Annotated in this window: 27 protein-coding genes and 1 other annotated feature; of the genes, 3 read left to right on the top strand and 24 right to left on the bottom strand. The window is 39.4% G+C overall.

What is annotated here, in order from left to right; all coding sequences use genetic code 11:
* Window positions 1–94 precede the first annotated feature (94 nt).
* The 5 genes from A8L44_RS10705 to A8L44_RS10725 all read right to left on the bottom strand — a co-directional run bounded on the left by A8L44_RS10705 (window position 95) and on the right by A8L44_RS10725 (window position 6,400).
* The gene (locus tag A8L44_RS10705; protein WP_066105448.1) at window positions 95–607 is read right to left on the bottom strand and encodes an adenine phosphoribosyltransferase; all 513 of its coding nucleotides are present in this window, start codon (window positions 605–607) and stop codon (window positions 95–97) included.
* Window positions 598–2,967: a single-stranded-DNA-specific exonuclease RecJ gene (gene recJ, locus A8L44_RS10710; protein ID WP_066105451.1), complete on the bottom strand. Its 2,370-nt coding sequence runs from the start codon at window positions 2,965–2,967 to the stop codon at window positions 598–600. Before recJ ends, A8L44_RS10705 begins: the two co-directional genes overlap by 10 nt.
* A 67-nt stretch (window positions 2,968–3,034) precedes the next feature.
* Entirely contained in the window at window positions 3,035–3,325 is a 291-nt protein-coding gene (locus tag A8L44_RS10715; RefSeq protein WP_066105454.1) for a LapA family protein, read from the bottom strand.
* A 262-nt stretch (window positions 3,326–3,587) separates the two neighbouring features.
* Window positions 3,588–5,855, bottom strand: coding sequence for a protein translocase subunit SecDF (gene secDF, locus A8L44_RS10720; RefSeq protein ID WP_066105457.1), 2,268 nt, complete (start codon window positions 5,853–5,855; stop codon window positions 3,588–3,590).
* Window positions 5,856–6,091: 236 nt separating this feature from the next.
* Window positions 6,092–6,400, bottom strand: coding sequence for a post-transcriptional regulator (locus A8L44_RS10725; RefSeq protein ID WP_139063839.1), 309 nt, complete (start codon window positions 6,398–6,400; stop codon window positions 6,092–6,094).
* Between the two features lie 131 nt (window positions 6,401–6,531).
* Between A8L44_RS10725 and spoVB the strand changes: the two genes are divergently transcribed.
* Window positions 6,532–8,097 carry a stage V sporulation protein B gene (gene spoVB / locus A8L44_RS10730; RefSeq protein WP_066105462.1) on the top strand — a complete coding sequence of 522 codons (1,566 nt, stop codon included), beginning with the start codon at window positions 6,532–6,534 and terminating at the stop codon, window positions 8,095–8,097.
* A gap of 7 nt (window positions 8,098–8,104) precedes the next feature.
* On the opposite strand, the gene A8L44_RS10735 is transcribed toward spoVB, so the two are convergent.
* Window positions 8,105–8,755, bottom strand: a complete 651-nt coding sequence (locus tag A8L44_RS10735) for a DUF421 domain-containing protein (RefSeq protein WP_066105465.1) — start codon at window positions 8,753–8,755, stop codon at window positions 8,105–8,107.
* A 148-nt stretch (window positions 8,756–8,903) separates the two neighbouring features.
* Between A8L44_RS10735 and A8L44_RS10740 the strand changes: the two genes are divergently transcribed.
* The gene (locus A8L44_RS10740; protein WP_306821561.1) at window positions 8,904–9,296 is read left to right on the top strand and encodes a TIGR04086 family membrane protein; all 393 of its coding nucleotides are present in this window, start codon (window positions 8,904–8,906) and stop codon (window positions 9,294–9,296) included.
* A 33-nt stretch (window positions 9,297–9,329) separates the two neighbouring features.
* Here the strand turns inward: A8L44_RS10740 and yajC are convergent, their stop codons facing one another.
* The 10 genes from yajC to safA all read right to left on the bottom strand — a co-directional run bounded on the left by yajC (window position 9,330) and on the right by safA (window position 18,404).
* Window positions 9,330–9,620 carry a preprotein translocase subunit YajC gene (yajC, locus tag A8L44_RS10745; protein WP_066105468.1) on the bottom strand — a complete coding sequence of 97 codons (291 nt, stop codon included), beginning with the start codon at window positions 9,618–9,620 and terminating at the stop codon, window positions 9,330–9,332.
* A gap of 37 nt (window positions 9,621–9,657) precedes the next feature.
* Window positions 9,658–10,797, bottom strand: coding sequence for a tRNA guanosine(34) transglycosylase Tgt (gene tgt / locus A8L44_RS10750; protein ID WP_066105471.1), 1,140 nt, complete (start codon window positions 10,795–10,797; stop codon window positions 9,658–9,660).
* Between the two features lie 23 nt (window positions 10,798–10,820).
* Window positions 10,821–11,849 carry a tRNA preQ1(34) S-adenosylmethionine ribosyltransferase-isomerase QueA gene (gene queA, locus A8L44_RS10755; protein WP_066105476.1) on the bottom strand — a complete coding sequence of 343 codons (1,029 nt, stop codon included), beginning with the start codon at window positions 11,847–11,849 and terminating at the stop codon, window positions 10,821–10,823.
* 88 nt (window positions 11,850–11,937) lie between these two features.
* Entirely contained in the window at window positions 11,938–12,144 is a 207-nt protein-coding gene (locus A8L44_RS10760) for a DUF2905 domain-containing protein (protein ID WP_066105478.1), read from the bottom strand.
* Entirely contained in the window at window positions 12,141–13,127 is a 987-nt protein-coding gene (ruvB, locus tag A8L44_RS10765) for a Holliday junction branch migration DNA helicase RuvB (RefSeq protein ID WP_373925499.1), read from the bottom strand. Before ruvB ends, A8L44_RS10760 begins: the two co-directional genes overlap by 4 nt.
* 27 nt (window positions 13,128–13,154) lie before the next feature.
* Window positions 13,155–13,766 (bottom strand): Holliday junction branch migration protein RuvA, encoded by a 612-nt coding sequence (gene ruvA / locus A8L44_RS10770; RefSeq protein ID WP_066105483.1) that lies wholly within the window; start codon window positions 13,764–13,766, stop codon window positions 13,155–13,157.
* 148 nt (window positions 13,767–13,914) lie between these two features.
* A complete protein-coding gene (locus A8L44_RS10775; RefSeq protein ID WP_066105486.1) occupies window positions 13,915–14,463 on the bottom strand; it encodes an intercompartmental signaling factor BofC in 549 nt (182 codons plus the stop codon).
* Between the two features lie 299 nt (window positions 14,464–14,762).
* Window positions 14,763–15,461 carry a metallophosphoesterase family protein gene (locus tag A8L44_RS10780; protein WP_066105491.1) on the bottom strand — a complete coding sequence of 233 codons (699 nt, stop codon included), beginning with the start codon at window positions 15,459–15,461 and terminating at the stop codon, window positions 14,763–14,765.
* A gap of 226 nt (window positions 15,462–15,687) precedes the next feature.
* On the bottom strand, window positions 15,688–16,656 hold the full coding sequence (locus tag A8L44_RS10785; protein WP_066105494.1) for a phosphotransferase: 969 nt from the start codon (window positions 16,654–16,656) through the stop codon (window positions 15,688–15,690).
* A complete protein-coding gene (safA, locus tag A8L44_RS10790) occupies window positions 16,653–18,404 on the bottom strand; it encodes a SafA/ExsA family spore coat assembly protein (RefSeq protein ID WP_066105497.1) in 1,752 nt (583 codons plus the stop codon). The genes A8L44_RS10785 and safA overlap by 4 nt, the downstream gene beginning before the upstream one ends.
* A 170-nt stretch (window positions 18,405–18,574) precedes the next feature.
* Here safA and A8L44_RS10795 point away from each other — a divergent pair, with 170 nt between their 5' ends.
* A complete protein-coding gene (locus A8L44_RS10795; RefSeq protein WP_139063840.1) occupies window positions 18,575–19,114 on the top strand; it encodes a transcription repressor NadR in 540 nt (179 codons plus the stop codon).
* Window positions 19,115–19,206: 92 nt separating this feature from the next.
* Here A8L44_RS10795 and pheA read toward each other — a convergent pair whose 3' ends face one another.
* From pheA to A8L44_RS10835, 8 genes are all read right to left on the bottom strand, one after another.
* Window positions 19,207–20,049: a prephenate dehydratase gene (gene pheA, locus A8L44_RS10800; protein WP_066105689.1), complete on the bottom strand. Its 843-nt coding sequence runs from the start codon at window positions 20,047–20,049 to the stop codon at window positions 19,207–19,209.
* Between the two features lie 60 nt (window positions 20,050–20,109).
* The gene (locus A8L44_RS10805; protein ID WP_066105503.1) at window positions 20,110–20,562 is read right to left on the bottom strand and encodes an ACT domain-containing protein; all 453 of its coding nucleotides are present in this window, start codon (window positions 20,560–20,562) and stop codon (window positions 20,110–20,112) included.
* 40 nt (window positions 20,563–20,602) lie between these two features.
* Window positions 20,603–21,892, bottom strand: coding sequence for a GTPase ObgE (gene obgE, locus A8L44_RS10810; RefSeq protein WP_066105509.1), 1,290 nt, complete (start codon window positions 21,890–21,892; stop codon window positions 20,603–20,605).
* A gap of 42 nt (window positions 21,893–21,934) precedes the next feature.
* Entirely contained in the window at window positions 21,935–22,465 is a 531-nt protein-coding gene (locus tag A8L44_RS10815) for a Spo0B domain-containing protein (protein ID WP_066105512.1), read from the bottom strand.
* A 225-nt stretch (window positions 22,466–22,690) separates the two neighbouring features.
* Window positions 22,691–22,981, bottom strand: coding sequence for a 50S ribosomal protein L27 (rpmA, locus tag A8L44_RS10820; protein WP_066105513.1), 291 nt, complete (start codon window positions 22,979–22,981; stop codon window positions 22,691–22,693).
* 15 nt (window positions 22,982–22,996) lie between these two features.
* Window positions 22,997–23,320: a ribosomal-processing cysteine protease Prp gene (locus A8L44_RS10825; protein WP_066105516.1), complete on the bottom strand. Its 324-nt coding sequence runs from the start codon at window positions 23,318–23,320 to the stop codon at window positions 22,997–22,999.
* A 10-nt stretch (window positions 23,321–23,330) separates the two neighbouring features.
* Window positions 23,331–23,639: a 50S ribosomal protein L21 gene (gene rplU, locus A8L44_RS10830; RefSeq protein WP_066105519.1), complete on the bottom strand. Its 309-nt coding sequence runs from the start codon at window positions 23,637–23,639 to the stop codon at window positions 23,331–23,333.
* Window positions 23,640–23,652: 13 nt separating this feature from the next.
* Window positions 23,653–23,725, bottom strand: a sequence feature (ribosomal protein L21 leader region).
* A 47-nt stretch (window positions 23,726–23,772) separates the two neighbouring features.
* Window positions 23,773–25,269, bottom strand: a complete 1,497-nt coding sequence (locus A8L44_RS10835; RefSeq protein WP_066105523.1) for a ribonuclease E/G — start codon at window positions 25,267–25,269, stop codon at window positions 23,773–23,775.
* Window positions 25,270–25,285: the final 16 nt, after the last annotated feature.

Here is a 25,285-nt window from a genome sequence, read left to right on the forward strand (position 1 = left end):
AGTAACGAACAAGATTTTATCTGTTGTTTCGCTATTATTCGCAATTTGATAATATAAAAAGCGCTCTAATAATTAGAACGCCATTACTATATGCTTAATATTCCATTAATGTGAGTATATCATAGCCGGCAAGTTTTTTCCTGCCCTCAAGGTACGTTAACTCAACTAAAAAAGCTAATCCTGCTACAACTCCGCCAAGCTCTTCAACCAATTTAATAGTCGCTTCCATTGTTCCGCCTGTAGCCAATAGGTCATCAGTAATCAATACTCTCTGACCTGGTTTGATTGCATCTTTATGAATGGTTAACACATCTTTACCGTATTCCAAACCGTATTCAACTTTAAAGGTTTCTCTAGGCAGCTTGCCTTCTTTACGCACTGGCGCAAAGCCAACTTCCATTGCATAAGCTACAGGGCAGCCGATAATGAATCCACGTGCTTCCGGTCCTACAATAATATCAATTTCTTTCTCTTTAGCAAACTTTACAATTTGATCTGTTGCATATTTATATGCCTTCCCGTTATCCATAAGTGGGGTAATATCTTTAAATTTAATCCCTGGCTTAGGCCAATCTTCTACGATCGCTATATATTGTTTTAAATCCATTGCTCAGTTTCCTCCTTGTTTTCCATGTGGGATCGAATCAACTTGCCAAGGTATTCATAAAGCTGATTGAATGAAGCGTATAGAAGCTCTTGTTCCAACGCCATTCTTGCTTGTCTTTCTTGATAGGTTTTAGATTCTTGGAGATCCCGTTTCATACTGGTCCTTACCAAATCAATGAGTCCGTTATTTATTGTAACAAACTCGAGCTCAAAAAACACCTTTGTCATAAAATCAATATTTTCTTTTGACCAGCCTTTATGAATATTCAGCATGGAACGCAGTTCTTTATATGAAATAGGTCCTTTTTTTGCCAACAAGGCATAATACCATTTAAATTGGTCTCTTGTTGGAAACGCTGAGAAATAATCATTTTGAGTGGTACGAAAGTAAACATACACTCTTTTAGGCAATTTTCCAATAAAAAGTGCTTCAAATATATCTTTTTGTGAAGGTAAATCTGCTAAAACTACATGATAGCCGTCTAAAGTTTCCTGTTGAGCTGCTTCTAAAGAGGTAATATGGATAATTTGATCATTCTCTTTAGTAAATTCCGTCAGCCACACCCTACTCTCTTCCTGAAATAAGATGATTTTGCGTGGAGACGGCACTGTCTGAACATGTATTTTCCCCTTATCGCTGCGACAATCAAATAACTGCCACCCTGGTACAGAAAGATCCTGTAAAAACAATTGGGGCTTTTTTATATTATTCCATTCATTTATCGCCAATTCCCCAATTACAGATACCTTGGCCTGCGGAGATAAATGATCAAGGAACTCTCCTAATCCAAACCCAATGCTATCTAACCCAGCGTTATTTTGTTCGAGCTGAAGTTTAAGATGAGTTTTATCTGCCCCAATTTTCCTGGAAGTTGTTATTGAGGCATCCTCAATCAAAATCCTCGGTTTTGGGTTTTGCATCCCGTACGGTGCAAGCTGGGACATTTGCTGAATAAGCGTTAATGAAATTTCATCAATCGCAACTAAGCTATCTATCTCAGTAACAGGCTGGAAATCTTCTTCTGTTAGAATTTCATTAGCCTGATTGATCAATCGTTGTCTCAATTCCTCAACATCTTCTATTTTCAATGTCATACCAGCAGCCATAGGATGGCCCCCAAAATGAGGCAGCAGTTCTCTGTTTAAAGATAAGTTTTGAAAAAGATCAAATCCTGGAATACTGCGTGCAGATCCCTTTGCTGTTCCTTTCTCACGATCAATACTTAATACGATCGTCGGACGATAATACTTTTCTACAAGCTTACTGGCTACAATCCCTACTACACCAGTATTCCATCCTTCACGGGCAATAATTAGGACCGGATTGGTTTCAGGTGGATAGTTATTCTCCACTTCCTCAATCGCTTCCTGGGTCATTTCTTTTACGATTGATTGCCGCTCTTTATTCAATAAATCTATTTCGTCGGCTATCGAATCAGCTTCTTCCTGACTTTCTGTAAGTAAAAGCTCTACAGCTGGATCTGCCGATTCCAATCTTCCTACAGCATTTATTCTCGGTGCCAATCCAAATCCAATGGAATCCTCATTTAAGGAATCGCGCTGAATACCTGCTTTTTGACAAAGGGCAAGGATTCCCGGTCTCGTTGATTTCTTTAATGCCTGAATCCCTTTAATCGCAATTAATCTATTTTCATCATGAAGAGGAACCAAGTCAGCTACTGTTCCAATTGCAGCAATGCCAATCAACTCATCAGGCAACTCACCAAGTAAAGCATGGGCCAATTTCATTGCCACACCTGCACCTGCCAACTCTGAAAACGGATAAGTTTCACCCGGCTTTTTGGGATGAAGGATAGCTAATGCCTGCGGTAACTCAGGACCCGGTTCATGATGGTCCGTCACAATATAATCCATTCCCAATTCTTTCGCCACTTGAGCCTCATGAATGGCCGAAATGCCACAGTCTACTGTGATAAGTAACGTAGTTCCCTGTTCTTTTATGAATCGAAAAGCCTCTTCATTTGGGCCATAGCCTTCTGTAAAGCGATTTGGAATATACCATGACACATGTTCTGCTCCCATTATTTTAAGCGTGAGCATTAAGATGGTCGTACTGCTGACCCCATCGGCATCATAGTCTCCGAATATAGTAATCTTTTCGTTGTTTTTTACAGCTTTCACAATCCGTCTCACAGCTTCTTCCATACCTGATAGTAAAAACGGATCATAGAAATCCTGCTGGGCTGCATACAAAAAAGACCGCGCTTCTTCTACGGTCTTTATTCCTCTGTTGACCAATAATGTAGCCACAATACGAGGCTGTTCAAGTTCTTGCATGAATAGATTTATAATGGTTTCATCAGCTTTTTTTAAAAGCCAACGTGTTTTTGATTGTAACATATTGTCACCCCTGACCTATCTATTATAAAAAATATCTATCAAAGGTTCAATGAGTGATTCTAAATATTTATGATTTTGGGTGAGTGTTAAGATCATTGTCAGCCAATTCATTATAAGCGATCCGTTCATTTGTTAGTTCTTTTATCTGCTTAGTCAGAGAGATAATACGGACTGCCATTACAGAACCAACAATGATTCCACCCATGGCAACAGATCCTAAAATAACCAAAATCAAGGGCCAATGAGCCGTTCCAAATACATAATTAACATCCACCTTATCCACATTAACAACAGCAAAAATAGCAACGATAAGAGCAAATACTATCCCAAGAATCACGTACCACTGAAGTTTTTTCATATTCCTACTCCTTTATAAAGTATTATGAAAAATTTTAATAAATCATGTATATAGTCTTAATCCCCTTATCTTACAAAGAAAAAACGTACTCCATGTTTGTTAGTCTATTGTTTACCTTTACTAGATCTTGCATACACAACAAAAAAAGCACACAAAATAATCAGTTATAACACATAAAGTCTTTTTGTGAACTGGTGTAAGCTACCATAAAAACAGCCCGCTTCTCAAGAAAAAGAACCGGGCTGTTTTGTATGAAACATCATTAAACTTGTGGTTGATCGTTGTTTACGCGCTTTTCTTTATATGTTTTGATAACACCTTTCTTCTTCAGCTCTTTGCCTTTTAGGATTCCATAAATAGGGGCTGCAAGCAGAATAGAAGAATACATACCAGTTACCAAACCGATTAATAGAGCAAGGTTAAAATTAAAGATTGATTCGCTTCCAAGGAACATCATCGCCAACACAGTAACTAACACAGTTAGAACAGTATTGATAGACCTGACCATTGTTTGGCGAACACTGATATTGATAATCTCATTAATTTCTTCCTGAGTCTTAATGCGTTTTTTCATTTGCATATTCTCACGAATACGGTCAAACGTAACGATTGTATCATTGATCGAATACCCAATGATGGTTAATACAGCGGCTATAAAGGTTAAATCCACTTCGATTCTAAAAATACTAAATATCGTTATTATCATAAACGCATCGTGCAGGAGCGCCAATATAGAAGGTAGAGCCATTCTCCACTCAAAGCGTAGGGTCGCATAAATAACAATACCAATTGAAGCAATCGCTACCGCAATCAGCGCATTTTTGGCTAACTCCTTACCTATTGTCGGGGATACCGTACTTATATTCGGATTATGCCCATACTTGGAATCAAAGTAATTGTTTAGCTCTGCAATTTCATCTTTTGAAAAGACATCTTTCGTCCGCACAACAGCCGACTTGTTACCCTCACCTGCCATAACGATATCTTGCGAATCAATTTCGTTTTCAGTAAGATCTTTTTGGATTTCATCTACTGATAGTTCTTTATCAGCATTGATTTGAATTCTGGACCCACTGGAAAAATCGATACCTGTATTTAAACCATTTACAAATAAGGATCCTACTCCAATTATGGTTAATATAATAGAAAAGATAAAGAATTTCTTTGCAGGCTTAATGAAATCCCATTTATCAAACTTCGTAGGTAAATATTTATCCTTTTTAAATTCGTTTAAATCATGAATGTCGCTTTTCTTAACCCCAAACCAGCCTGGGCGATTGTTAAGGAAGTTACTGTTCACCCATAAGGACATAATCAATCTTGTACCATACACAGCCGTTATAAAGCTGACTAATATACTGACAATCAAACTGGTCGCAAAGCCTTTGACTGAACTGGTTCCAAAATAAAACAGAACAGCTGCTGCAAGTAAAGTGGTAATATTGGCATCCATTATTGTAGACAAGGAGTGCTTATTCCCCTCTTTATAGGCTGCCTTAATGGAACGTCCTTTACGAATTTCGTCCCGGATCCGTTCATTTGTAATAATGTTCGCATCGACCGCCATCCCCACCCCAAGTATGAGGGCTGCTATACCTGGCAATGTAAGAACAGCATTCATCCAATCAAATACGAGAATGATTAAATAAATATAGGCAGACAATGAGACAACTGCAATCGCGCCTGGGAATCGGTAATAAGCAACCATAAAGATAAAGATAGCCAGGATCCCAACAATTCCAGCTAATAGCGTTTTATTTAATGCTTCTTCACCGAATTTAGCACCTACAGATGTTGAATAGATCTCATTCAGTTTAACCGGCAGGGCACCTGCATTTAAAATTTCAGCGAGGTCTTTAGCCTCTTCTACAGTAAAGTCACCTGAAATAACGGCTGTATCTGAATTGATCACTTGATTCACGTTTGGTGCTGAAATAAATTTAGGATCTTCTTTTGTGATTTCTTCTTTATAGGAATCTTTTCCTTCTTCAAAATCCAGCCAAATAGCTAGTTGATTCTCTGGCGCCATGGCTAAAATATCCCTTGTAACTTGTCCAAATTTATCTGCATCTTTTAATTGGACCTGTACAATAGGTTGATTGGTTTGGCTATCAAAAGATTGGCTGGCTCCTCCTTCTTTTAAATCCCCGCCATCCATTCTTACTTTATCGTTCACATCACGGAAAGTTAGATTGGCTTGCGTTGATAAAAGTTCCCTTGCTTTCTCCTGATCATCTACGCCTGCTAGCTGTACACGGATCCGATTATTGCCTTCAACTTGAATGCTCGGTTCACTGACACCGAGAACATTAATTCTTCGGTCCAATGCGCTGGCAGTAGCCGCCATTGCTTTTTCATCAATTTTTTGTCCATCTTTTGCTGGCTCCACTTTATAAAGAACTTCAAACCCGCCCTGTAAATCAAGGCCCAGCTTAATGTTTTGCATGATATTAGATGTTGTACCAACAAAGGTAACTCCTAATACGATTACAATAAGGAAGAAAGCCAGGATTCTACTTCTCTTAACCATTATGTAAATAGCCCCCTAATCATAATATCCCGATTGAAGCAGCATGGAAGGACGCTACTTTAATAAAACGTGATTATCCGATTTACTCGGTTCCTATGTTTTATTCCAGTTGTTTCAATCTTTTAAAATTTGATTTTACCGTTCTTATTATGAAAGATAGAATACAAAGTGTCAATTTGATTTCATATGAATTGGAAATTAATGCATGGATATATACCGCTTATATTTCTATAAAATCATGAAAATAAATCTTTGAATTCTTCAAGCCCTGAAGCCATATTTTTCTTCATAGCCTCACCTTCTTTTAATGCCTCTATTGTCGCATAATTCATATAATGTGCCACTTTGACACTCATAATATCTTGAAAAATTTCATATGCCCTTATTTCAGGATTAGGTTTCTTCCATTTTTTATTCGTTAAATACATCCAAATATCGTTTCCCTGAACCTCCGGATAACCTAACAATTGAAATTCTTCTTGTTTACTTTTTAAAGCTGGTAACATTTCTGAACGAAATTTCTCATACGGATGCTGTCTGTCCAATTTAATCGTCCTCCAACCCTCATTTTTCATAGATATTCACTTTTTCTGTGAAGCTTGTCATGGTTAGTCCATTTGCATGCATATAGATAATTGTATATGATTGCTGCTTGTTTGAGAAGGAGGGGAATTGAATGTCCAAGTTTATAAGGGGAACTGTTATCTTATTGATTGCAGGATTCATTACGAAGATCTTAGGATTTATTAATCGAATTGTGATTGCCCGCTTTATCGGTGAAGAGGGCGTCGGTCTATATATGATGGCATTGCCATCATTATATCTAGTGATTGCAATCGTTCAGCTTGGAATGCCCATTGCAATCTCAAAATTTGTGGCAGAGGCAGCAGCAAAAGGGGATCATCATAAAACAAAGAAAATACTGGTTGTGTCCTTATGTGTGACCGGAAGTCTTTCTCTAATTTTCACCCCATTACTATTTATGTTTGCTCCATACTTATCAACTCATGTATTCACAGACTCCAGAACTTTACTGCCTTTATTGGCGATTGCACCAATTGTACCAATAACGGCTGTTTCAGCTGTCTTGCGCGGATACTTTCAAGGGAAACAAAATATGAAGCCCTATGCGATTTCAAATATTATTGAACAAATTGTACGTATTTCAATGATAGCCGCATTGACGAAAGCCTTTTTGCCCTATGGAATTGAATATGCAGCTGCCGGTGCCATGGTAGCCTCAGTCATTGGAGAAATTGCCTCTTTGCTATATTTAATGTTGATGTTTAAATTTAAAAAGAGTTTCAGAATGAGAAAACAATTTTTCAACTATGTTTCATCTGGTAAAGATACATTAAAGGAGCTTTTATCCATTGCCATTCCTACTACAGGAAGCAGGATGATCGGATCTATTACTTGGTTTTTTGAACCGATTGTTGTGGCAAGGAGTCTTTTGGCAGCAGGGGTTGCGACTGGCGTCGCTACTGCACAATATGGTGAACTGGCAGGGTATGCCGTACCATTACTTATGCTTCCTTCCTTTATCACCCATTCACTGGGTACATCATTAGTCCCTGCTGTCAGTGAAGCCTATTATAAAGGAAATATCAAACAAGTGATTCACCGGCTGCAGCAGTCGCTCCGATTTGCTTTTTTAAGTGGCTCCCTAGCCGTGGTCACTCTATATGTACTTGCTGAACCAGTCATGCAGGTCATGTATCATAATGACCATGCCAGCATATATGTACGATTTATGGCACCCTTTTTTCTGCTCTTCTTTTTTCAAGGTCCTCTTCAGGCTACGTTGCAGGCTCTTAATATGGCCAGAGCGGCTATGTTTAACAGTCTAATTGGATCAATAACAAAAATCATCTTAATCCTCACACTCGTAACACAGCCGAATATCGGGATTATGGGAGCTGCTATTGCCATCTGTGTATCTACTGTGCTTGTTACTCTTTTACATTTCGCTACTGTTATGAAGAAAATCCACTTAACCATTTACTTGCATGAATACATCATGGCTCTTGTCGTCATGTCCATCTCCGGATTAATCGGACACATGCTCTATGAACAATGGTTAATCGGAATACCTATGATTCAGCGTTTGATTATTTCGATAGCCGTTATCGTAATTGTTTTCGCAATCGGTTGTTTATTGACAGGCTTAATACGAAAAAAGGAAATCAGGAGAGTTCCTATTATTGGCCCTCTATTATCCAAGATTGCATTATTTCCATAACAATGAACTACTCACTGTTATTAATATATAGGTCGTCATCTTCTAAACTGCAAAACAGAATTTGTTTTACGTCTGTATAACCTTTTTTAGCTAATTCCTGAATTAGCCAGCTCTCTGATTTTCCAATCTCTCTAAGATTTTGCTTTTGTATCACTCCATCTTGAATGAGAGCAAAGATTGGACCTGGCTGTTTATTTTTTTTAATTGATTTTTTCTTGTAAATCGATAATTTCCCGGAAGGCTCAAAAATGGCAAATTCAACATCACTCATTTTTTCTACTTCTTCATCGCGTAACTGTATAAGCAAATCATCAAAATTATAACGCAGCATTCTCATTGCATTTTTGTCAATTTTTCCATTATGTATAATAATAGATGGCTTTCCATCAATCAGTTTGCGGATGAATGGCACTTTAAGTGATATAAAGGCAAGTATAATTTGAATAATGGATATGACTGCTATCGGCAAAATCGCTTTCCACATACTATCATCAGGATTTTCAATAGCTATAACAGCTATATCCGCCATCATCATAAAAACGACTAAATCTAGAAGACTTAGCTCTCCTATTTCCCGTTTCCCCATGATCCGAAAAACCAACAAAATAATAACATATAAAAGGCTAGTACGCCCTATAATTTCCAAATATTCAAGCAACCTATATTCCCTCCAATCAAATACATCTGTTAGTTTGCTGTTAAATAGAAAAAAATAGTCATTTGATTGACTGGTTGTACAAAAATACATTCTAAATAAAAATAAACAGAATAAATTATTTATAGAGATCCAATAGAAGATAAGGAGGTTGACCATAATCGAAACAAAAAACATAGGTTCTGCCATTTTGTACGGAGTTGTAACCATCTTTATTATGGCTGCTTTGTTCAGCTTATTATTTTCTTTGCTACTTAGATTCACCAGCATTTCTGAATCTTCTCTAACGTATATCATCATGGCTCTCTCTTTTTTAACTTTGTTTATTGGGGGATTTATATCCGGTGGAAAGGGGAAAAAACAAGGATGGCTGCTCGGAGGCAGTACAGGCCTAATCTATACTTTAATTGTTTTCCTCTATCAATATCTGGGGCTTGAGACCGTATTTACATCCACGCAGCTAATCTATAATGGCTGTTTTATTATCACGGCTATGATGGGTGGAGTACTGGGGGTAAATATGAACGGCGGATCACGAAACTAAAAAAACCTAGCCATTCGGCTAGGTTTTTTCATATTAATCTTCTTTCGTTGTTGTTACTGGACTTTCTTTTTTCTCAACTACTTGAGAAACAGATCTTCTATCAAATGTTAGACGAGAACCGTCTGGACTCTTGATAATTACTGTACCTTCATTAATAGAATCAACAGTTCCGTGAAGACCGCCGATCGTCACGACTTTATCTCCTCTTTGTAAGGCAGCTTGCATTTGTTCAGTTGCTTTTTGTCTCTTTTGCTGAGGACGGATTAAGATAAAGTAGAAAAACACCAACAGCAAAATCGGTAGCAAAAATTGGGATAATACCATATTATTTTCACTCCTTTCATTACATTAGTAAGAATGGTTAGAAGTTTTTTGCATTTGGTTTATTGAACCCATAATTCTCAAAAAATTCTTCCCTAAAGTCTCCAAGCCGGTCTTCCCTGATGGCTTGTCGAACTTGCTCCATTAAGTTTAGCAGAAAATATAGATTATGATAAGAGGTTAAGCGAATTCCGAATGTTTCGTCACATCTAATAAGGTGGCGAATATACGCTCTTGAATATGTTTTACAAACATGACATTCACAATTCGGATCCAATGGGCCAAAGTCCATAGAATATTTGGCGTTCTTAACTACTAGTCTACCTTCAGAAGTCATTAGTGTACCGTTACGGGCAATTCTTGTTGGCAATACGCAGTCAAACATATCAACACCACGGATTGCTCCATCAATTAGGGAGTCCGGAGAACCAACACCCATTAAATAACGTGGTTTATTGGACGGCAATAACGGAGTGGTGAATTCAAGAGCACGATTCATGACATCCTTCGGCTCCCCTACACTTAATCCGCCAATAGCATATCCCGGAAAATCCAAAGATACTAAATCACTGGCACTTTGACGGCGGAGATCTTCATATTCTCCACCCTGTACGATTCCAAATAGCCCTTGATCATTCGGTCTTTCATGCGCCTTCAGACAGCGCTCTGCCCATCTGGATGTTCTCTCAACGGATTTCTTCATATATTCATGCGTTGCAGGATATGGAGGACATTCATCAAATGCCATCATAATGTCAGAACCTAAAATATTTTGGATTTCCATAGCCTTTTCAGGAGATAAAAATAATTTATCACCGTTTAAATGGTTACGGAAATGCACGCCCTCTTCTTCAATTTTTCTGAATTGACTCAGACTGAAAACCTGGAAACCGCCGGAATCAGTTAAAATTGCACGATCCCAGTTCATAAATTTGTGTAACCCGCCTGCAGCCTTAATGACCTCTGTACCTGGTCGCAGCCACAAATGATACGTATTGCCTAATATAATATTGGCACCCATTTGTTTCAATTCTTCTGGTGACATCGTTTTAACTGTAGCCAAAGTTCCTACAGGCATAAACGCGGGTGTTTCAAAAGTACCATGAGGTGTATGAACCCGTCCCAGTCGGGCTCCTGTCTGTTTACATGTTTTAATTAATTCATAACGGATTGCTGTCAATCGTGATACTCCTCTCAAAAATCTTACTTAATAAACATTGCATCGCCAAAGCTGAAAAATCTATATTTTTCACGAACGGCAGTATTATATGCATTTAATACATGTTCACGCCCAGCAAGAGCGCTAATCAACATAATCAACGTGGACTTAGGAAGATGGAAATTCGTAATCATTCCATCAATAGCTTTAAATTCAAATCCAGGATAGATAAAAATATTAGTCCATCCACTTGCCTCAGCAAAGCTTCCATTGTGATCGCGGGCAATCGTTTCAAGAGTACGTGTGGAGGTAGTTCCCACCGAGAATATATTACCACCCTCTGCTCTAACCCGATTTAATAGCTGAGCTGTTTCAGCATTCATTTGATAAAACTCAGAATGCATATCATGCCCTTCAATTGTATCGGATGAGACAGGTCGGAAGGTTCCAAGTCCAACATGAAGCGTGATAAAAGCTAAATGTACACCCATTTCTTTAATCTCTGCAAGCAGTTCTTCCGTAAAATGCAGTCCGGCTGTAGGGGCAGCTGCTGAACCTTCTTCCCGTGCATATACAGTTTGATAGCGGTCTTTGTCCGATAACCGCTCTTTAATATACGGAGGCAAAGGCATTTCGCCAAGTTCCTCTAATACTTCATAAAAGATTCCGTCATATTTAAATTCAAATTCCCTGCCGCCATGCTCCATCTCTTTTACACAAACAGCTGTAAGCTGGCCGTCACCAAACACAACCTCTGTTCCAACGCGAATACGTTTCGCTGGTTTGGCAAGCGTTTCCCATACGTCCCCTTTAATTTGCTTCAAAAGAAGAAGCTCTATATGAGCACCTGTATCCTTCTTCTCGCCGTGCAACCTGGCCGGCAATACCTTTGTATCGTTTAGAACGAGGCAATCTCCAGGTTTCAAGAATTCTTTAATATGCTTAAATTGCGTATGATTCACATCACCTGTCTCTTTATCAAGGACCATCAATCTGCTTTCTTCGCGTTTTTCAAGCGGAGTTTGCGCAATTAATTCCTCAGGCAGATGAAAATCAAATAAATCTACTTTCATGGTGACACTTCCATTTCTTTAACTAGTAATCATGCAGCACACTCAAATGGCGGAATTTACATCTCTATCTATGACGACAACATTTAATTCATTTAAAACGGCTGATGATATAAAAAAATACTGATAATAAGATACTGACAATAATAGACGTCATAATAGGAAAATAAAATGTAGTATTTCCTTTTTTTAATAAAATATCACCCGGAAGCCGTCCAATTTTAATGAATTGCATTAAAAAACCAACCACAAAAATGGCCACACCTATCATCATAATCGTTTTTGGTAAATGATTCATGAATTTGGCACTTCCAAATTGAAATGGCGATACACATGTTCAGTCACAATCCGGCCGCGAGGGGTACGCTGCATAAATCCAATCTGCATCAAATAGGGCTCATACACATCCTCTATCGTTCCGGATTCTTCCCCAATTGTAGCTGCAATCGTATCCAGCCCTACAGGTCCGCCTTTAAACTTCTCTATAATTCCAAGCAATAACTTTCTATCAATCTGGTCAAGTCCAACCTTATCAACCTGCATTAATTCCAAAGCATAATCAGCTAAACCAAACTGAATATCTCCGTCGCCACGTACCTGTGCAAAGTCACGCACTCTTCTAAGCAATCTATTTGCAATCCTTGGCGTGCCCCTGGACCTGCGGGCAATTTCGCTCGCCGCTGATTCCTCAATAGCCGTATCCAGTACCTGGGCTGTACGTGTCACAATTTCCCGCAGCTGTGACTCAGTATAATACTCCAACCTGGATATGACACCGAAACGGTCACGTAATGGTGCTGATAAAGCACCTGCTCTTGTTGTGGCTCCCACAAGGGTGAAAGGAGGCAAATCCAATCGAACAGAACGCGCTCCCGGTCCTTTACCGATTACGATATCGAGGCAAAAATCCTCCATCGCTGGATACAATACCTCCTCAACAGATTTTGGCAGTCGATGGATTTCATCAATAAATAAAACCTCACCAGGCTGAAGAGAACTTAAGATAGCAGCTAAATCGCCAGGGCGTTCAATAGCAGGTCCAGATGTAGTCCGAATTTCCACTCCCATTTCATTCGCAATGATTGTGGCCAATGTCGTTTTACCAAGTCCCGGTGGGCCATACAGCAGCACATGGTCAAGCGCCTCTTCTCTCATTTTGGCTGCTTCAATAAATACACGTAAATTCTCTTTTACTTTATCCTGCCCAATATATTGTTCAAGTGAATGGGGTCTCAGACTATATTCAAACGTCTCATCCTGATTTTGTGCATGCAGGTCCATGATTCGCTCTTCCAAGTTGTCCACCTCCTATTTCAACATAAGCTGTAATGCACCTTTTATATATTCTTCCGTTGTTTTCTCCTCTTTTTCAAGCTTCGGCACCAATTTCTTAACTTCTTTCTCGGAGTAACCAAGTGCCTGCAAAGCAAGCAATGCTTCTTCCAATGCAATATTCTTGGTGGAGTAGCTCAATTCTTTTCCATCTGCTGTTTGGAATAAATCAGGGAATGCATCTGGAGAAACATCTTCAAGCTTCCCTTTTAGGTCAAGGATCATTTGTCTTGCGGTTTTCTTTCCAATGCCCGGAAATTTAACAAGAAACTTCTCATCCTCAGATTCAATGGCTTCCACAACCTGATCGACTCTTCCACTCGCGAGTACAGCAAGCGCACCTTTTGGCCCGATACCTGTGACATTTAATAATTTTATAAACAGTTTCTTTTCTTCTCTTGAACTAAAACCGTACAGTGCCTGTAAGTCTTCACGTACATAGTGATGTACGTATATTTTCTTTTCCTCGTTCGTTCCGGAAAATACAAATGGATTTGGCGCATGAATTAAATAACCAATCCCGTTATTCTCGACTACTATATATTCAGGACAGACATAGTCTATCCGACCTTTTATAAAATCGTACAACGTTTACCTCTCCTCTAATTCGACTGTAAACCATTGTACCATACTACATTTAACCATTATACACTACCAGCACAAATGTTTGATTTTTTGATTTTTAAGAAAACAGCCAAAAGAGCTGTCGCAGGCAAACGATCAGCTCTTTTATAAATTATTGAAGCGTTTTAGACGTCGGTGTTGAATAAGATTTATAAACTTCCAAGAACTTAAGATATCTTTCTTTATTTACGATTCTAACACCATTCTGCAATTCAGATTTTTCAGTGGATTCCAGCTTCTTTAAATCAATTTGATAGAAAGATTGAATGATTTGATCCCTGGCAGGCTTGCCGTTAAAAATAGTAATCGTTCCATCAGATTTAATCCCAAAATACCCATTTCCCTTTAATAAGGGAGAAATATCATCAACATACGTTTGGAATACAAGCTGCTGATCGTTTTGGTCCACCAATAGCCACTTATCATATTTTCTCCAAAAATCATCCATGGAAATAATCGTTTCCTCGATTTTTTCTTCACTCATCTCTCCATCCAAATATACTCGCTGAAGAATGACTGTTCGCTGGATTGGAGCAATTCCAAGGACCGGACTATCCTGACCGGCATCGTTTCTAACCGCAACACCTACGTGATCATTCATACCTGGAATGACTATTAAACAAAACAAACAAGCCACCAGGAAAAAGTACCGTCCATTCATCTAACCCACCTCACTAAGATGTAAATCAACTCTCCACCAGTATCCCCAAAAAATTGAAATTAATACGAAAAGCTGAGGCGACTGTTCAGGAGCGACAAGCATAAGTAAGAGGCACGCAGGGGACGTCCCTTCCCCGAAGTGGCTATATACTTATGACTCGAGGGCCTAGGAGCCGAAGCTGGATCTCACGAAAAGCTGAGACGACTGCACTAAGGACCAAGGACTAAGAACGCCACGTCCTGCAGCAAAATCTTTGTGACTATTGTTTTCTAGAGAGCGGTCCGCTCTTTGTTTATATGTTACCGAATGACATCTTCGTAAGTTACTTGACCTTCTTTTATTCTAATTACATAACCTCTTAACAAATCTATTTCATGAGAGCAAGCGCAATTAAATACATAGGTGTCACCTAATTTGTCCGCTCCAAAATCTTCATGAATATGACCACCTAAATAAATGAGGGGGTTCAGGTTCTCTATCTCCATGCGTAACGACTGGCTTCCCACTCGCTCCCCTCCTGTTATTCTGTCCTGTTTCTCGAATAGCGGAGTATGAGCCACGATAACCAACGGTTCTTTACTTTTTAGTTGTAAGGTGTTTATTTGCTTACGAAATGCTGTTTTCAGTTGATCCTCAGAAAGCTCTCGATTTGTGAAAAAAGGTGTTTCCTTGATATATTCAAAGCCCGTAAAGTGAATACCCATATTCTCAACGACTTTACCGTGTAAATTTATGCCGCTCTTTATTTCCGAGTCTACCCAGTCATCGTTTCCTAACACATAATATATTGGAATATCCAAATGTTTAAAAAGACTCGAGATTTCTTGGGCAGATTCCTCCTGGATTGCTTTAAACATCTCAAAAGTGACACTAAATGGTTTTGGATATAAGTCACCCGGGAGAATTAACACATCAACATCTTTTTCTCTTATGACTTCTATGATATGTTTATAGATGTTTCTGTTACCGTGTATATCAGCGACCGAAAGTATATTCATATTGATTCGTTCTCCTCTATCTATTCTAATCATTTGGTTTATTATACTGATTTCAGCTGATTACTGCGGTCTTTTCTGCTCATATTCATTAGTAAGTATCCTTAGCCTTCAGACAGATATCGCTTCTTTCCAAGCTCATGACAAAAAAGATGAACATCCACGACGCTCATCTTTCAATTATCTATTGGTTATTTCACTATTCCTTACATTTTTGCACGATTAATTTTTACAAAAGCCCTATCTTCGACTTCAATTCTCTAAAAAAATAGATTCTCTTTGGTAAATCTTCCACGGTAATATCCCAAAGGGAGTCGAGACGACGGTTGGAACTCCATAATTGATCACGGCAGATGCGATTCCATTCTCTATAAATATCTGTTGGAAAACTAAGCCCAATCAAAAAGAAAGGATTATCCCGATATTTTTTAAACTGAGGAAAAGTAAGAATCTCTTTCAATGAGCAATTATTAAAAATTAGCAATCTGTTGGCATACTGTAAATAATCTATCATAGGCGGTGCTTCAGCCATCAAATCAAAATCAATAAGGAGAAGCTCACCATCATCTTTTCTAAAAAAATTGTGATGTGCCAGGTCGCCGTGAATGATAACAGGATCTTCATCCACTTCCTCAAGCTCGTATGAACCCAGCTTATCCAATGCCCATTCTCCCATTCTTAAATACTCGGTCAGCATCGAGTCGGGAATAACTCTGTTGAGCATATTCCTATTAGATGTAAATTCTCCTAATCGTTCTCTCCATTTTGACACTTGTGAAAAAGTGTGTTTTTCCACTGTCAAATCATTGATGATCGTAGCAGAGGCCTCATGCATCTTATTTAACAATGTCAAACCTTCTAATCGCTCCGAATAATTTTCATACGTAAAGCTTCTTGGATGCTTCGTTAAATATTCTATAAAACCGATTGATTTACCTTTGCATTCAAACGGTTTAATTTCATCGGAAAACACATAAGCTCCATTGAACCCTGCTTTTCGCAGCTTTTTTAAAAATTCGAGTTGCATGAGTAATCTTTTTTGATTTACAAATTGTTTGGCGATAAATATACCCTTATTTGTACTAACCTTAATCAATCTTGGTTTGATAGCTTTCATCTCATAAACTACGATATTTTGTTGACTTAAATAAGCAAGGAGGCAGTCTTTTAGACTGCCTCCCTCCTGCTCCCTCATCATGATTGACCTTCCTGCTCACTGCTTTCTTCCTGTGTCCTTGGCATATCAAATGCTGCCGGCTCGATATGCGGTATCACATGCTGGCCATCGGGATTGTAGGAAGGAGATCCTGTTTCAAACTGCTGACCCCCATACCTTTGATGAAATTGGGAATCCTGAAAAAACGGTTGTTGAGCAGCATGCTGATACATAGGGTGACTCATGCCTTGCTGTTCATACTGACCCATTTGTTGACCCATTCCTTGTTGGTCATACTGGCCCATTGAATGACTCATACCTTGTTGGTCATACTGACCCATTGGCTGACTCATACCTTGTTGGTCATACTGACCCATTGGCTGACTCATACCTTGTTGGTCATACTGACCCATTGGCTGACTCATACCTTGTTGGTCATACTGGCCCATTGAATGACTCATACCTTGCTGGTCACACTGACCCATCGATTGACTCATACCTTGCTGGTCATACTGACCCATCGATTGACTCATACCTTGCTGGTCATACTGACCCATTGGCTGACTCATACCTTGTTGGCCATACTTGCCCATTGAATGACTCATACCTTGTTGGTCATATTGATTCATTGGCTGATAAAAAGACCCCTGTGCTCCTGTATCAGAACAGCCGCAGCCTTTCGGTATATACCCATCAAACGGAATATATTGCTGTTGTTGCTGTTGCTGTTGATAATGATGATCCATCATATGGCTTGACGATTCCATCCCATAATGGGAAGATTCATATCCATGATACCCAAATCCTGGATGTTGATAGTAGCCTTGTGTTCCCTGTACAGGGAATTGGCCATACGGGGACATCGTTCCGCCTTGATGATACCCTTGCTGCTGCGGATAATAATCCCCATGGTGGCCTCCCATCTTATGGCTTGATTCGTGGTGCCCATAGTGAAAGCTTGAACTGTCTTCCATTCCGTCTCCATGACCCCAGTAAGGCTGGTGGAAAGACGGTTGGTGATAAGACGGTCCAGTCATATATGACTGATTAAAATAAGGCGTTGGATAGGCCATGCATGGATGCATCATAACTGGCGGGCAGCATGGATCATAATATGGAATCATAGGCGGACAATATTCCGGCATATACTGCGGCATTGGCTGCGGTTTCGGCATTGGCATGGGCTGTGGCTTCGGCATTGGTTTTTCCATTTTCTTCGGCTTTTCTTTTATGATTGGCTTTTCTTTTATGACTGGCTTCTCTTTAACTTTAGGTACCTCCTTAATAATAGGCATAGGAGGAGGTGTTTGCATTTCCATTTTGGCCATATTCATTAAATAATAGTTGTTGATATCAATTTCTGGTACAACAGGTTTTACAATGGCCTGTGGGGCGACATACGGCATTTTAGGCATTTCTTTAACAGGCTTTTCTTTTTTAATATCCATCGGTTGTATTGGCATCTCCTTCACTGCTGGTGGTGGTGACACAATCGGCATCTCTTTCGGTTTACTCGGAACTGTCTCGGTCTCTGCTTTTATACTTTCCTTCACATTTGAACTCCCACCTGAAATAGGAACTTCCTTTACGGTTCCAAAATTAATCTTTGTATTGCCTCCTTTTTTTACAGATGGAGACGTATTATCGGGTATTTTAATTTTCATGCCAGGCATCAGCATATCCGGATTGCTGAGCTGTGAATTCATTTTCTTTAATGTTTCAAAATTCACTCCATATTTCTTAGCAATCTTCCATAATGTGTCGCCCTTTTGGACGATGTGTATTTTCACGCATAATCCCTCCCTACGCATATGTCCATATATACTATGATTGATTGGGCAGATTGCTATTGATTTAAGAAAATTTATGCGGAATTATTCTGGTTTATGAAGGAAATCCCTCTATGTTACAATAAAGACAACCAGTATTTTAAAATAACACCTAAGCAAGGAGGGCATAAGTGATGACCCAGAAAAAATATACAACAGAAGAACGGCGTAAATATATCCTATCCATTTTAAAAGAACGTCATGAACCGATTACAGGAAGTGAGCTCTCTATTATTTGCTCAGTCAGCCGCCAAATCATAGTTGGAGATATTACCTTGCTTAAAGCACGGAATGAACCAATCATAGCCACGCCAAGTGGGTACATTTATATACATCAAATCGATCCAAAATTGGAACGGAAAACAAGGATTATTGCGAGTTTCCATGCACCTGAACAAGCAGAAGAGGAACTACTGCTTTTAGTGGACTGCGGTGTTACGGTGAAGGATGTAAAAGTGGAACATCCCATGTACGGTGACTTAACAGCATCCATTATGGTCAGCACCAGACAAGATGTCCGGCAGTTTATCGCCAATCTAAAAAATACAAATGCCTCTCTCTTGTCCCAGTTAACAAATGGTTTACATCTTCATACCATTGAAGCTGCAAGTGAAGCGGAGCTCGAGCAAGCAGTACAGGCATTAAGAAATGCAGGTTTTTTGAAAGAATAAAAAGATATGCTGCGCAATTTTAATTATGTAAAAGAATAAATAGGACCCCTGCTGAATATAGCAGGGGTCCTTCGTTTAATCTTGAGTGATAATTAATAACTATAATAACTGCCCATAACCGTGACTTGGCAACCCAAGGCTTCCATTTCGGCAATGGCACCAGGCAACAGAATATCATCCATCTTTTGTTCGATATCGATAATGAAGAAATAGTTGCCAAGTCCTGTTTTTAATGGTCTGGACTCGATTTTGGAAAGGTTAAGCTTCCTCCACGAAAAGGCTGATAACACTTGATGGAGAGCTCCGGCATGGTCAGCTGGAAGCAATACCATAATCGTTGTTTTTTCTCCTTTTTGTTGAATAGGAATCATTTTTTCCGATAACGGCTTATGGCCCAGAATAACAAATCGTGTATGGTTATGAGAATAGTCGTGTATATCCCATTTTACAATCGAAAGTCCATATTCTTCAGCAGCCATTTCATTTGCAATCGCTGCTGTCATCTCATCCGGATGCTCTTGAATATAGTGAGCGGCTGCAGCAGTGGAGGTAATACTTTCACATCGTACGCCTTTCATATCTCCATGCAGGAATTTATGACATTGGGCTATCGCATGACTGTGCGAAATAATCCGATCAATCCTGGTTAACTCATTGACATGAGAAGGATGAACCATTAAATGCTGGCGAATAGGGGCGGAAAACTCTGCAACTATCGGAATCGGGACTTCATGAATCAAATAATCCAGTGTGATATTGACTGATCCCTCCAAAGCATTTTCTAATGGAATAACCGCATAATCAACCAGCTTAGCTTCCACAGCATCCATACATTCAGGAATTGTCATAAATGCCTGCCTTTGTCCATAGGGAAATAATTTTGATGCTGCCAAATCACAAAATGTAGCTTTTGGCCCTAGATAGGCAATACGTATGTCCAAAGTGTTCTCCCCCTGCTCTAAACCTCTCTGTTTCTCTATCTATGTATTTATTTTTCAAGCTCCTGAGCCTAATATTTCAACCTTATCCACGAATTCAAGCCTTTTTAAACGGTTTATAAATTCGTTCATTTCCATATGCATCTCACCTGTATTTAACGATAAGGTTACATTTGCACGTCCCTGAATCGGAATGGTTTGATGGATGGTCAGCACGTTGCATCCCGAGGATGCAACGATACCGAGTAATTCAGAAAGCGTGCCTGACCTGTCTTCCAAATGGAAAAATAGCGTAATAATTTTTTCTTTTACCACTGAATGAAAAGGAAAAACTGTATCTCTGTACTTATAAAAAGCACTTCTGCTTAAATCGACGCTTCTAACAGCCTCCCAAACAGAAACAGCCTTTCCTCTTTCAATCATTTCTTTAGCCTGCAAAGTTTTTTGCATCGCCTCAGGCAATACATCTTCCCTGACTAAATAAAATTTCTTATCAGCTTTATTATGCAAGCAAGTTCACCCTCTTTGGAACCATCCTTAAACTTTGTGCTTAATCTACAAATTCAAATTCATATTCCATTAAACGAACAATATCTCCGTCAACTGCTCCGCGCTGTCTAAGAGCTTCATCCACACCCATTGCTCTAAGCTGGCGGGCAAAGCGTTTAATAGATTCATCACGGCTGAAGTCTGTCATCTTGAATAGTTTTTCAAGCTTATCGCCAGTAACAACAAAGGTACCGTCCGATTCTCGTGTAATAACGAATTCTGCTTTTTCTGCCTCATGTTTATAGAGAACACGATGAACACCGCTTGTCTCTTCTTCATGCTCAAGCGGGAATTCCGGAGTTTCCTCAATTTTATCGGCAACAGCAAACAGTAATTCACGCAAGCCTTCATGAGTAACCGATGAAATCGGGAAGACTGGTACATCATCTTCTAGCTGTTCTTTAAAAGCCTTTAAATTCTCTTCAGAATCAGGCATATCCATTTTACTTGCTGCGATAATTTGCGGCCTTTCCGTTAGGCGTAAATTATACTCTTCAAGTTCCTTATTAATTGTCACATAATCTTCATAAGGATTACGGCCTTCCTGACCGGACATATCAATGACATGGACGATTACACGCGTACGCTCAATATGGCGCAGGAATTGATGACCCAGCCCAACACCTTCATGAGCCCCTTCAATCAGTCCAGGTAAATCTGCCATGACGAAGCTGCGTCCATCTCCGGTTTCAACCACACCTAGATTAGGGACAATCGTAGTGAAATGGTACTCAGCAATCTTTGGCTTGGCAGCTGAAACAGACGATAGCAATGTGGATTTACCTACACTCGGAAATCCAACCAAGCCTACATCTGCCAGTAATTTCAATTCCATAATTATATCACGTTCAACCCCTGGTTCACCCTTCTCAGATAGTTCAGGAGCTGGGTTTGCAGGTGTAGCAAAACGAGTATTACCACGTCCGCCTCGTCCGCCCTTCGCAATAATGGCACGCTGGCCGTGTTCGGTTAAATCTGCAATAATTTCACCAGTATTGGCATCTGAAACAACTGTGCCCGGAGGAACTTTGACAATCATGTCAGCTGAATTCTTACCATGCTGATTTTTAGACATTCCATGTTCCCCTCTGGGTGCTTTAAAATGCCTTTTATATCGGAAATCCATTAGTGTGCGAAGTCCTTCTTCTACTTCAAATACAACATTTGCTCCATGGCCTCCGTCTCCACCGGCCGGACCGCCCTTAGGTACATACTTTTCTCTTCGGAAAGCGACCATTCCATTGCCGCCATCTCCACCTTTAACGTAAATCTTGACTTGATCCACAAACATGGGTGGTAACACCTACTTTCTGCTTTTGCAACTCTTTGATTGTTATCTTACCGTTATTTCAAAATAAAAAGAATTAATATCCTCTGTAATGCCCGATATTTTTAAAGGCTCTTTTACCTGAAACATTTTTATTAATTCTTCTTTATTGTTTACTGGTCCCTGAAAATCAAAACCAATCTTTAATGAATCCTCATCTGTTTTGCTGAGCAGGATGGTTAAATGCAGGATATCTAATGCTTCTATTTGCCTATTCACTTCATTGAAAAACTTCTTCATCCAATTGGTTATCAATTCATCCAATTCCGGATAGCCTTTTATATCATCCATAATTTCATATGTAATATGGAATTTGTAATGAAGCCACTTACCTGTCAATAAAAGTTCGGAAAGCATCGGCATATTCATATTTGAGATTTTCGCTTCCTGTTGTGCTTCAATAATAATTTCATCTACAAGACCAGATACTCTATCCATTTTACCTAATGCCATATTTCCTTTAATCAGCTGTATTTTGTTTAACCAATCATGACGTGCATGCCTCAGTAATTCTACAGTCGTCCATTTTGTTTCCATCTTAATACATTCTCCTGTCGGATTGGAATAATGAGGTCCTGGAAAAATCGCAAATCATCTATTACAGTATAACAAATTTAGCGGAGTTTCAGGAGAGGAATATATTCGCCAGCAGTAAATAACTTGGGGTACATACGGAAGTATAATGGTTTTAACCAAAAAAACTCATATCTAAAAAAGAAAACTCCAACCAACAAGGTTAGAGCTTCTTTTGACTGTTACTTATTATGCTTCTTGTGCTACTGGGTAAACGCTGACTTGTTTCTTGTCACGACCCAAGCGCTCAAATTTAACAACTCCGTCAATTTTAGCGAAAAGAGTGTCGTCTCCACCACGGCCAACGTTCAAACCTGGATAGATTTTTGTACCACGTTGACGGTAAAGGATAGAACCACCACTTACGAATTGTCCATCAGCACGTTTAGCGCCAAGACGTTTAGAAATGGAGTCACGACCGTTCTTTGTAGAACCTACTCCCTTTTTGGAAGCGAAGAACTGAAGATCCAATCTTAACATGTATTCCACCTCCTGTTAGCTAAGAATAATTTTCATGTATCTACCATAGTCACGTTCAATCGTTTGTAAGGAAACAAGCATGCCTTCGAGTAACAATTGTACCTTGTCATCGCTATCCGTTTCCGGAAAATGGACTTCAAGAAAACCGCCATCTTTACCTGCCTGTTTAATGATGGGTTCAACAGTAGTTAAACTCATCACGGCATTTACAGAGCCAAAAGCTACTGCAGATACCCCTGCACAAACGATATCCTGACCTTTTTGTGCAAAATCGGCGTGTCCTGATATACTGAACGAAGAAATTCGCTCATCAGCTCGCACTACCTTTACTTTAATCATACGCGTCGCCTTAGAAGCTAATCTTTTCGATTGTTACTTTTGTGTAAGGCTGACGGTGACCTTGTTTTTTACGGTTGTTCTTTTTCGCTTTGTATTTGAAAACGATGATTTTCTTTTGTTTGCCGTGTTTTTCAACTTTACCTGTTACAGTAGCGCCTTCAACAACAGGGCTTCCAACTTTCACATCTTCTCCACCTACAAAAAGAACTTTATCGAAAGTAACGATGCCACCTTCTTCAACGTTCACTTTCTCAACGTAGATAGATTGACCTTCTTCTACTTTCACTTGCTTTCCACCAGTTTCAATAATTGCGTACATACCTGCACCTCCTTAATTGTCTAAGACTCGCCGACGGCAGGCGCCATAATGGACTTATTACCTGACGTGTGCGGTTGTAGCATGGGTGCTACAAACTTAACATAAAAATACTATCATAATCAGACAAACATTGTCAATCATGATTTACTAACATACGGATAATAGGCTTGTTTTTTATTCCTTCCTCTGTACGCTTCAAACGCTCTTCAAGATCCTTCTTATTTCCGAGGGCTCGAATTTCAAAACGATTGGCCCCTGTCATTCTTCCCTCCGTCACAAATATATTTTTAGTGCCTGACAGGATATGTATTTTCACCGCATGAATATTGTCCTTGATATACGTGTAAAAGGATGAATCAACCACAACCCATACAGAATCATCCAAGCTGTATTTTAATGCCTCTAACTGACGTTCCAATTCATATATCGCGCTCTGACGGCTTTTTATTAATCCTGTTCCGCTGCATTCCAAGCAGTCTTCTTGAAGAATTTCATATAAATCCGGACCTTCTTTTTTTCGTGTTATTTGCATGAGTCCTAGTTCGGTAAACCCAATGACCACAGAACGCAGCGGATCATCTTTTAAGGCTGTTTCCATTGCTGCCTGTACTTGATGACGATGCTCAGGGGATTTCATATTAATAAAGTCAATTACAATAATCCCGGATAAATTGCGCAGAATCATCTGTCTTCCTACTTCTGTTGCGGCGAGTATATTTGTATCCAAAATTGTTTTATTTATGTCGTGCTTTCCAGTAAACTTACCCGTATTTACATCTATCACATGCATGGCTTCTGTTTTTCCAAAAAGTAAATACGATCCGTTCGAAAGCCAGACTACCTTTTTGACTGCTTTCTCCAATTCTTCAGTAACGCCGTGGGAATCATACAGACCCACTTTATCCTTTTGAAGCTTTGCTTCCCATGTTTCAGGTAGTACAGAACGGAGTAATTGCATTCCTTCTGCAGAATTAGTCCAAAGGTCCCCAGTTGTCCCTGTTGTCCAGCTTTCTATCAGATTCAAAATGCGATTTTGATCGCTTATAAGCGCTGGAGCTTTACTTTTTGACGCTTTTCTTTGTAATTGCTCATAACGTTCACGCAACTCGCTAAGCTTCGAGATAAAGGCTTCTTCATCCGCATCCAAGAATGATGTACGAACAATCACACCTTCATCTTTTTGCAGATGCTTGGCTGTTATATGTTTCCACTTCTGAACAGTCTTCCTATCTGCTTTTTTAGAAGTACGGACAAAATGTTCACCCCTTATATAAACAATTTCCGGCGAAGAAACTTCAATTAACGCACTTATTTTAGCGCCTTTCGTTCCTTCTGGATCCCGCAGAATGCGTACAAGCAGCTTTTCACCTTGCTTTACATATGTTTTTGCCTCAGGGTCTAAATGGTAGTTCGGCGTTTCTTCAAATGGCAAATAGGCATTTTTATCAAACCCAATATCCACAAAAGCTGCGTTCATACCCGGTACAATTTCCCGAACAATTCCAATGTAAACATTGCCGGCAAATGGGCCCTGCCCTTCTCTTTCAATATGTATCCTCATCAGCTTATCATCTTGCAATAAACCGAGACGTCGTTCCGTTCCTTGAAAATCAAGCACTATTTTTTTCATTAAAAAAATCCTCTCG

Origin of the sequence: Bacillus sp. FJAT-27986, assembly GCF_001685035.1 — a bacterium.
Taxonomy (GTDB): Bacteria; Bacillota; Bacilli; order Bacillales; family Pradoshiaceae; genus Pradoshia.

Excerpts from the sequence above, each read along its gene's own strand:
- rplU (WP_066105519.1), bottom strand. The coding sequence starts at position 23,639 with ATGTACGCAATTATTGAAACTGGTGGAAAGCAAGTGAAAGTAGAAGAA.
- A8L44_RS10825 (WP_066105516.1), bottom strand. The coding sequence starts at position 23,320 with ATGATTAAAGTAAAGGTAGTGCGAGCTGATGAGCGAATTTCTTCGTTC.
- queA (WP_066105476.1), bottom strand. The coding sequence starts at position 11,849 with ATGAAAGTAGATTTATTTGATTTTCATCTGCCTGAGGAATTAATTGCG.
- A8L44_RS10715 (WP_066105454.1), bottom strand. The coding sequence starts at position 3,325 with ATGAAAAAACTTCAGTGGTACGTGATTCTTGGGATAGTATTTGCTCTT.
- A8L44_RS10705 (WP_066105448.1), bottom strand. The coding sequence starts at position 607 with ATGGATTTAAAACAATATATAGCGATCGTAGAAGATTGGCCTAAGCCA.
- A8L44_RS10785 (WP_066105494.1), bottom strand. The coding sequence starts at position 16,656 with ATGATGAGGGAGCAGGAGGGAGGCAGTCTAAAAGACTGCCTCCTTGCT.
- obgE (WP_066105509.1), bottom strand. The coding sequence starts at position 21,892 with ATGTTTGTGGATCAAGTCAAGATTTACGTTAAAGGTGGAGATGGCGGC.
- ruvB (WP_373925499.1), bottom strand. The coding sequence starts at position 13,127 with ATGGACCTGCATGCACAAAATCAGGATGAGACGTTTGAATATAGTCTG.
- A8L44_RS10780 (WP_066105491.1), bottom strand. The coding sequence starts at position 15,461 with ATGAATATACTTTCGGTCGCTGATATACACGGTAACAGAAACATCTAT.
- A8L44_RS10760 (WP_066105478.1), bottom strand. The coding sequence starts at position 12,144 with ATGAATCATTTACCAAAAACGATTATGATGATAGGTGTGGCCATTTTT.
- rpmA (WP_066105513.1), bottom strand. The coding sequence starts at position 22,981 with ATGTTAAGATTGGATCTTCAGTTCTTCGCTTCCAAAAAGGGAGTAGGT.
- yajC (WP_066105468.1), bottom strand. The coding sequence starts at position 9,620 with ATGGTATTATCCCAATTTTTGCTACCGATTTTGCTGTTGGTGTTTTTC.
- A8L44_RS10815 (WP_066105512.1), bottom strand. The coding sequence starts at position 22,465 with ATGGAAACAAAATGGACGACTGTAGAATTACTGAGGCATGCACGTCAT.
- secDF (WP_066105457.1), bottom strand. The coding sequence starts at position 5,855 with ATGGTTAAGAGAAGTAGAATCCTGGCTTTCTTCCTTATTGTAATCGTA.
- spoVB (WP_066105462.1), top strand. The coding sequence starts at position 6,532 with ATGTCCAAGTTTATAAGGGGAACTGTTATCTTATTGATTGCAGGATTC.
- A8L44_RS10775 (WP_066105486.1), bottom strand. The coding sequence starts at position 14,463 with ATGAATGGACGGTACTTTTTCCTGGTGGCTTGTTTGTTTTGTTTAATA.
- recJ (WP_066105451.1), bottom strand. The coding sequence starts at position 2,967 with ATGTTACAATCAAAAACACGTTGGCTTTTAAAAAAAGCTGATGAAACC.
- A8L44_RS10835 (WP_066105523.1), bottom strand. The coding sequence starts at position 25,269 with ATGAAAAAAATAGTGCTTGATTTTCAAGGAACGGAACGACGTCTCGGT.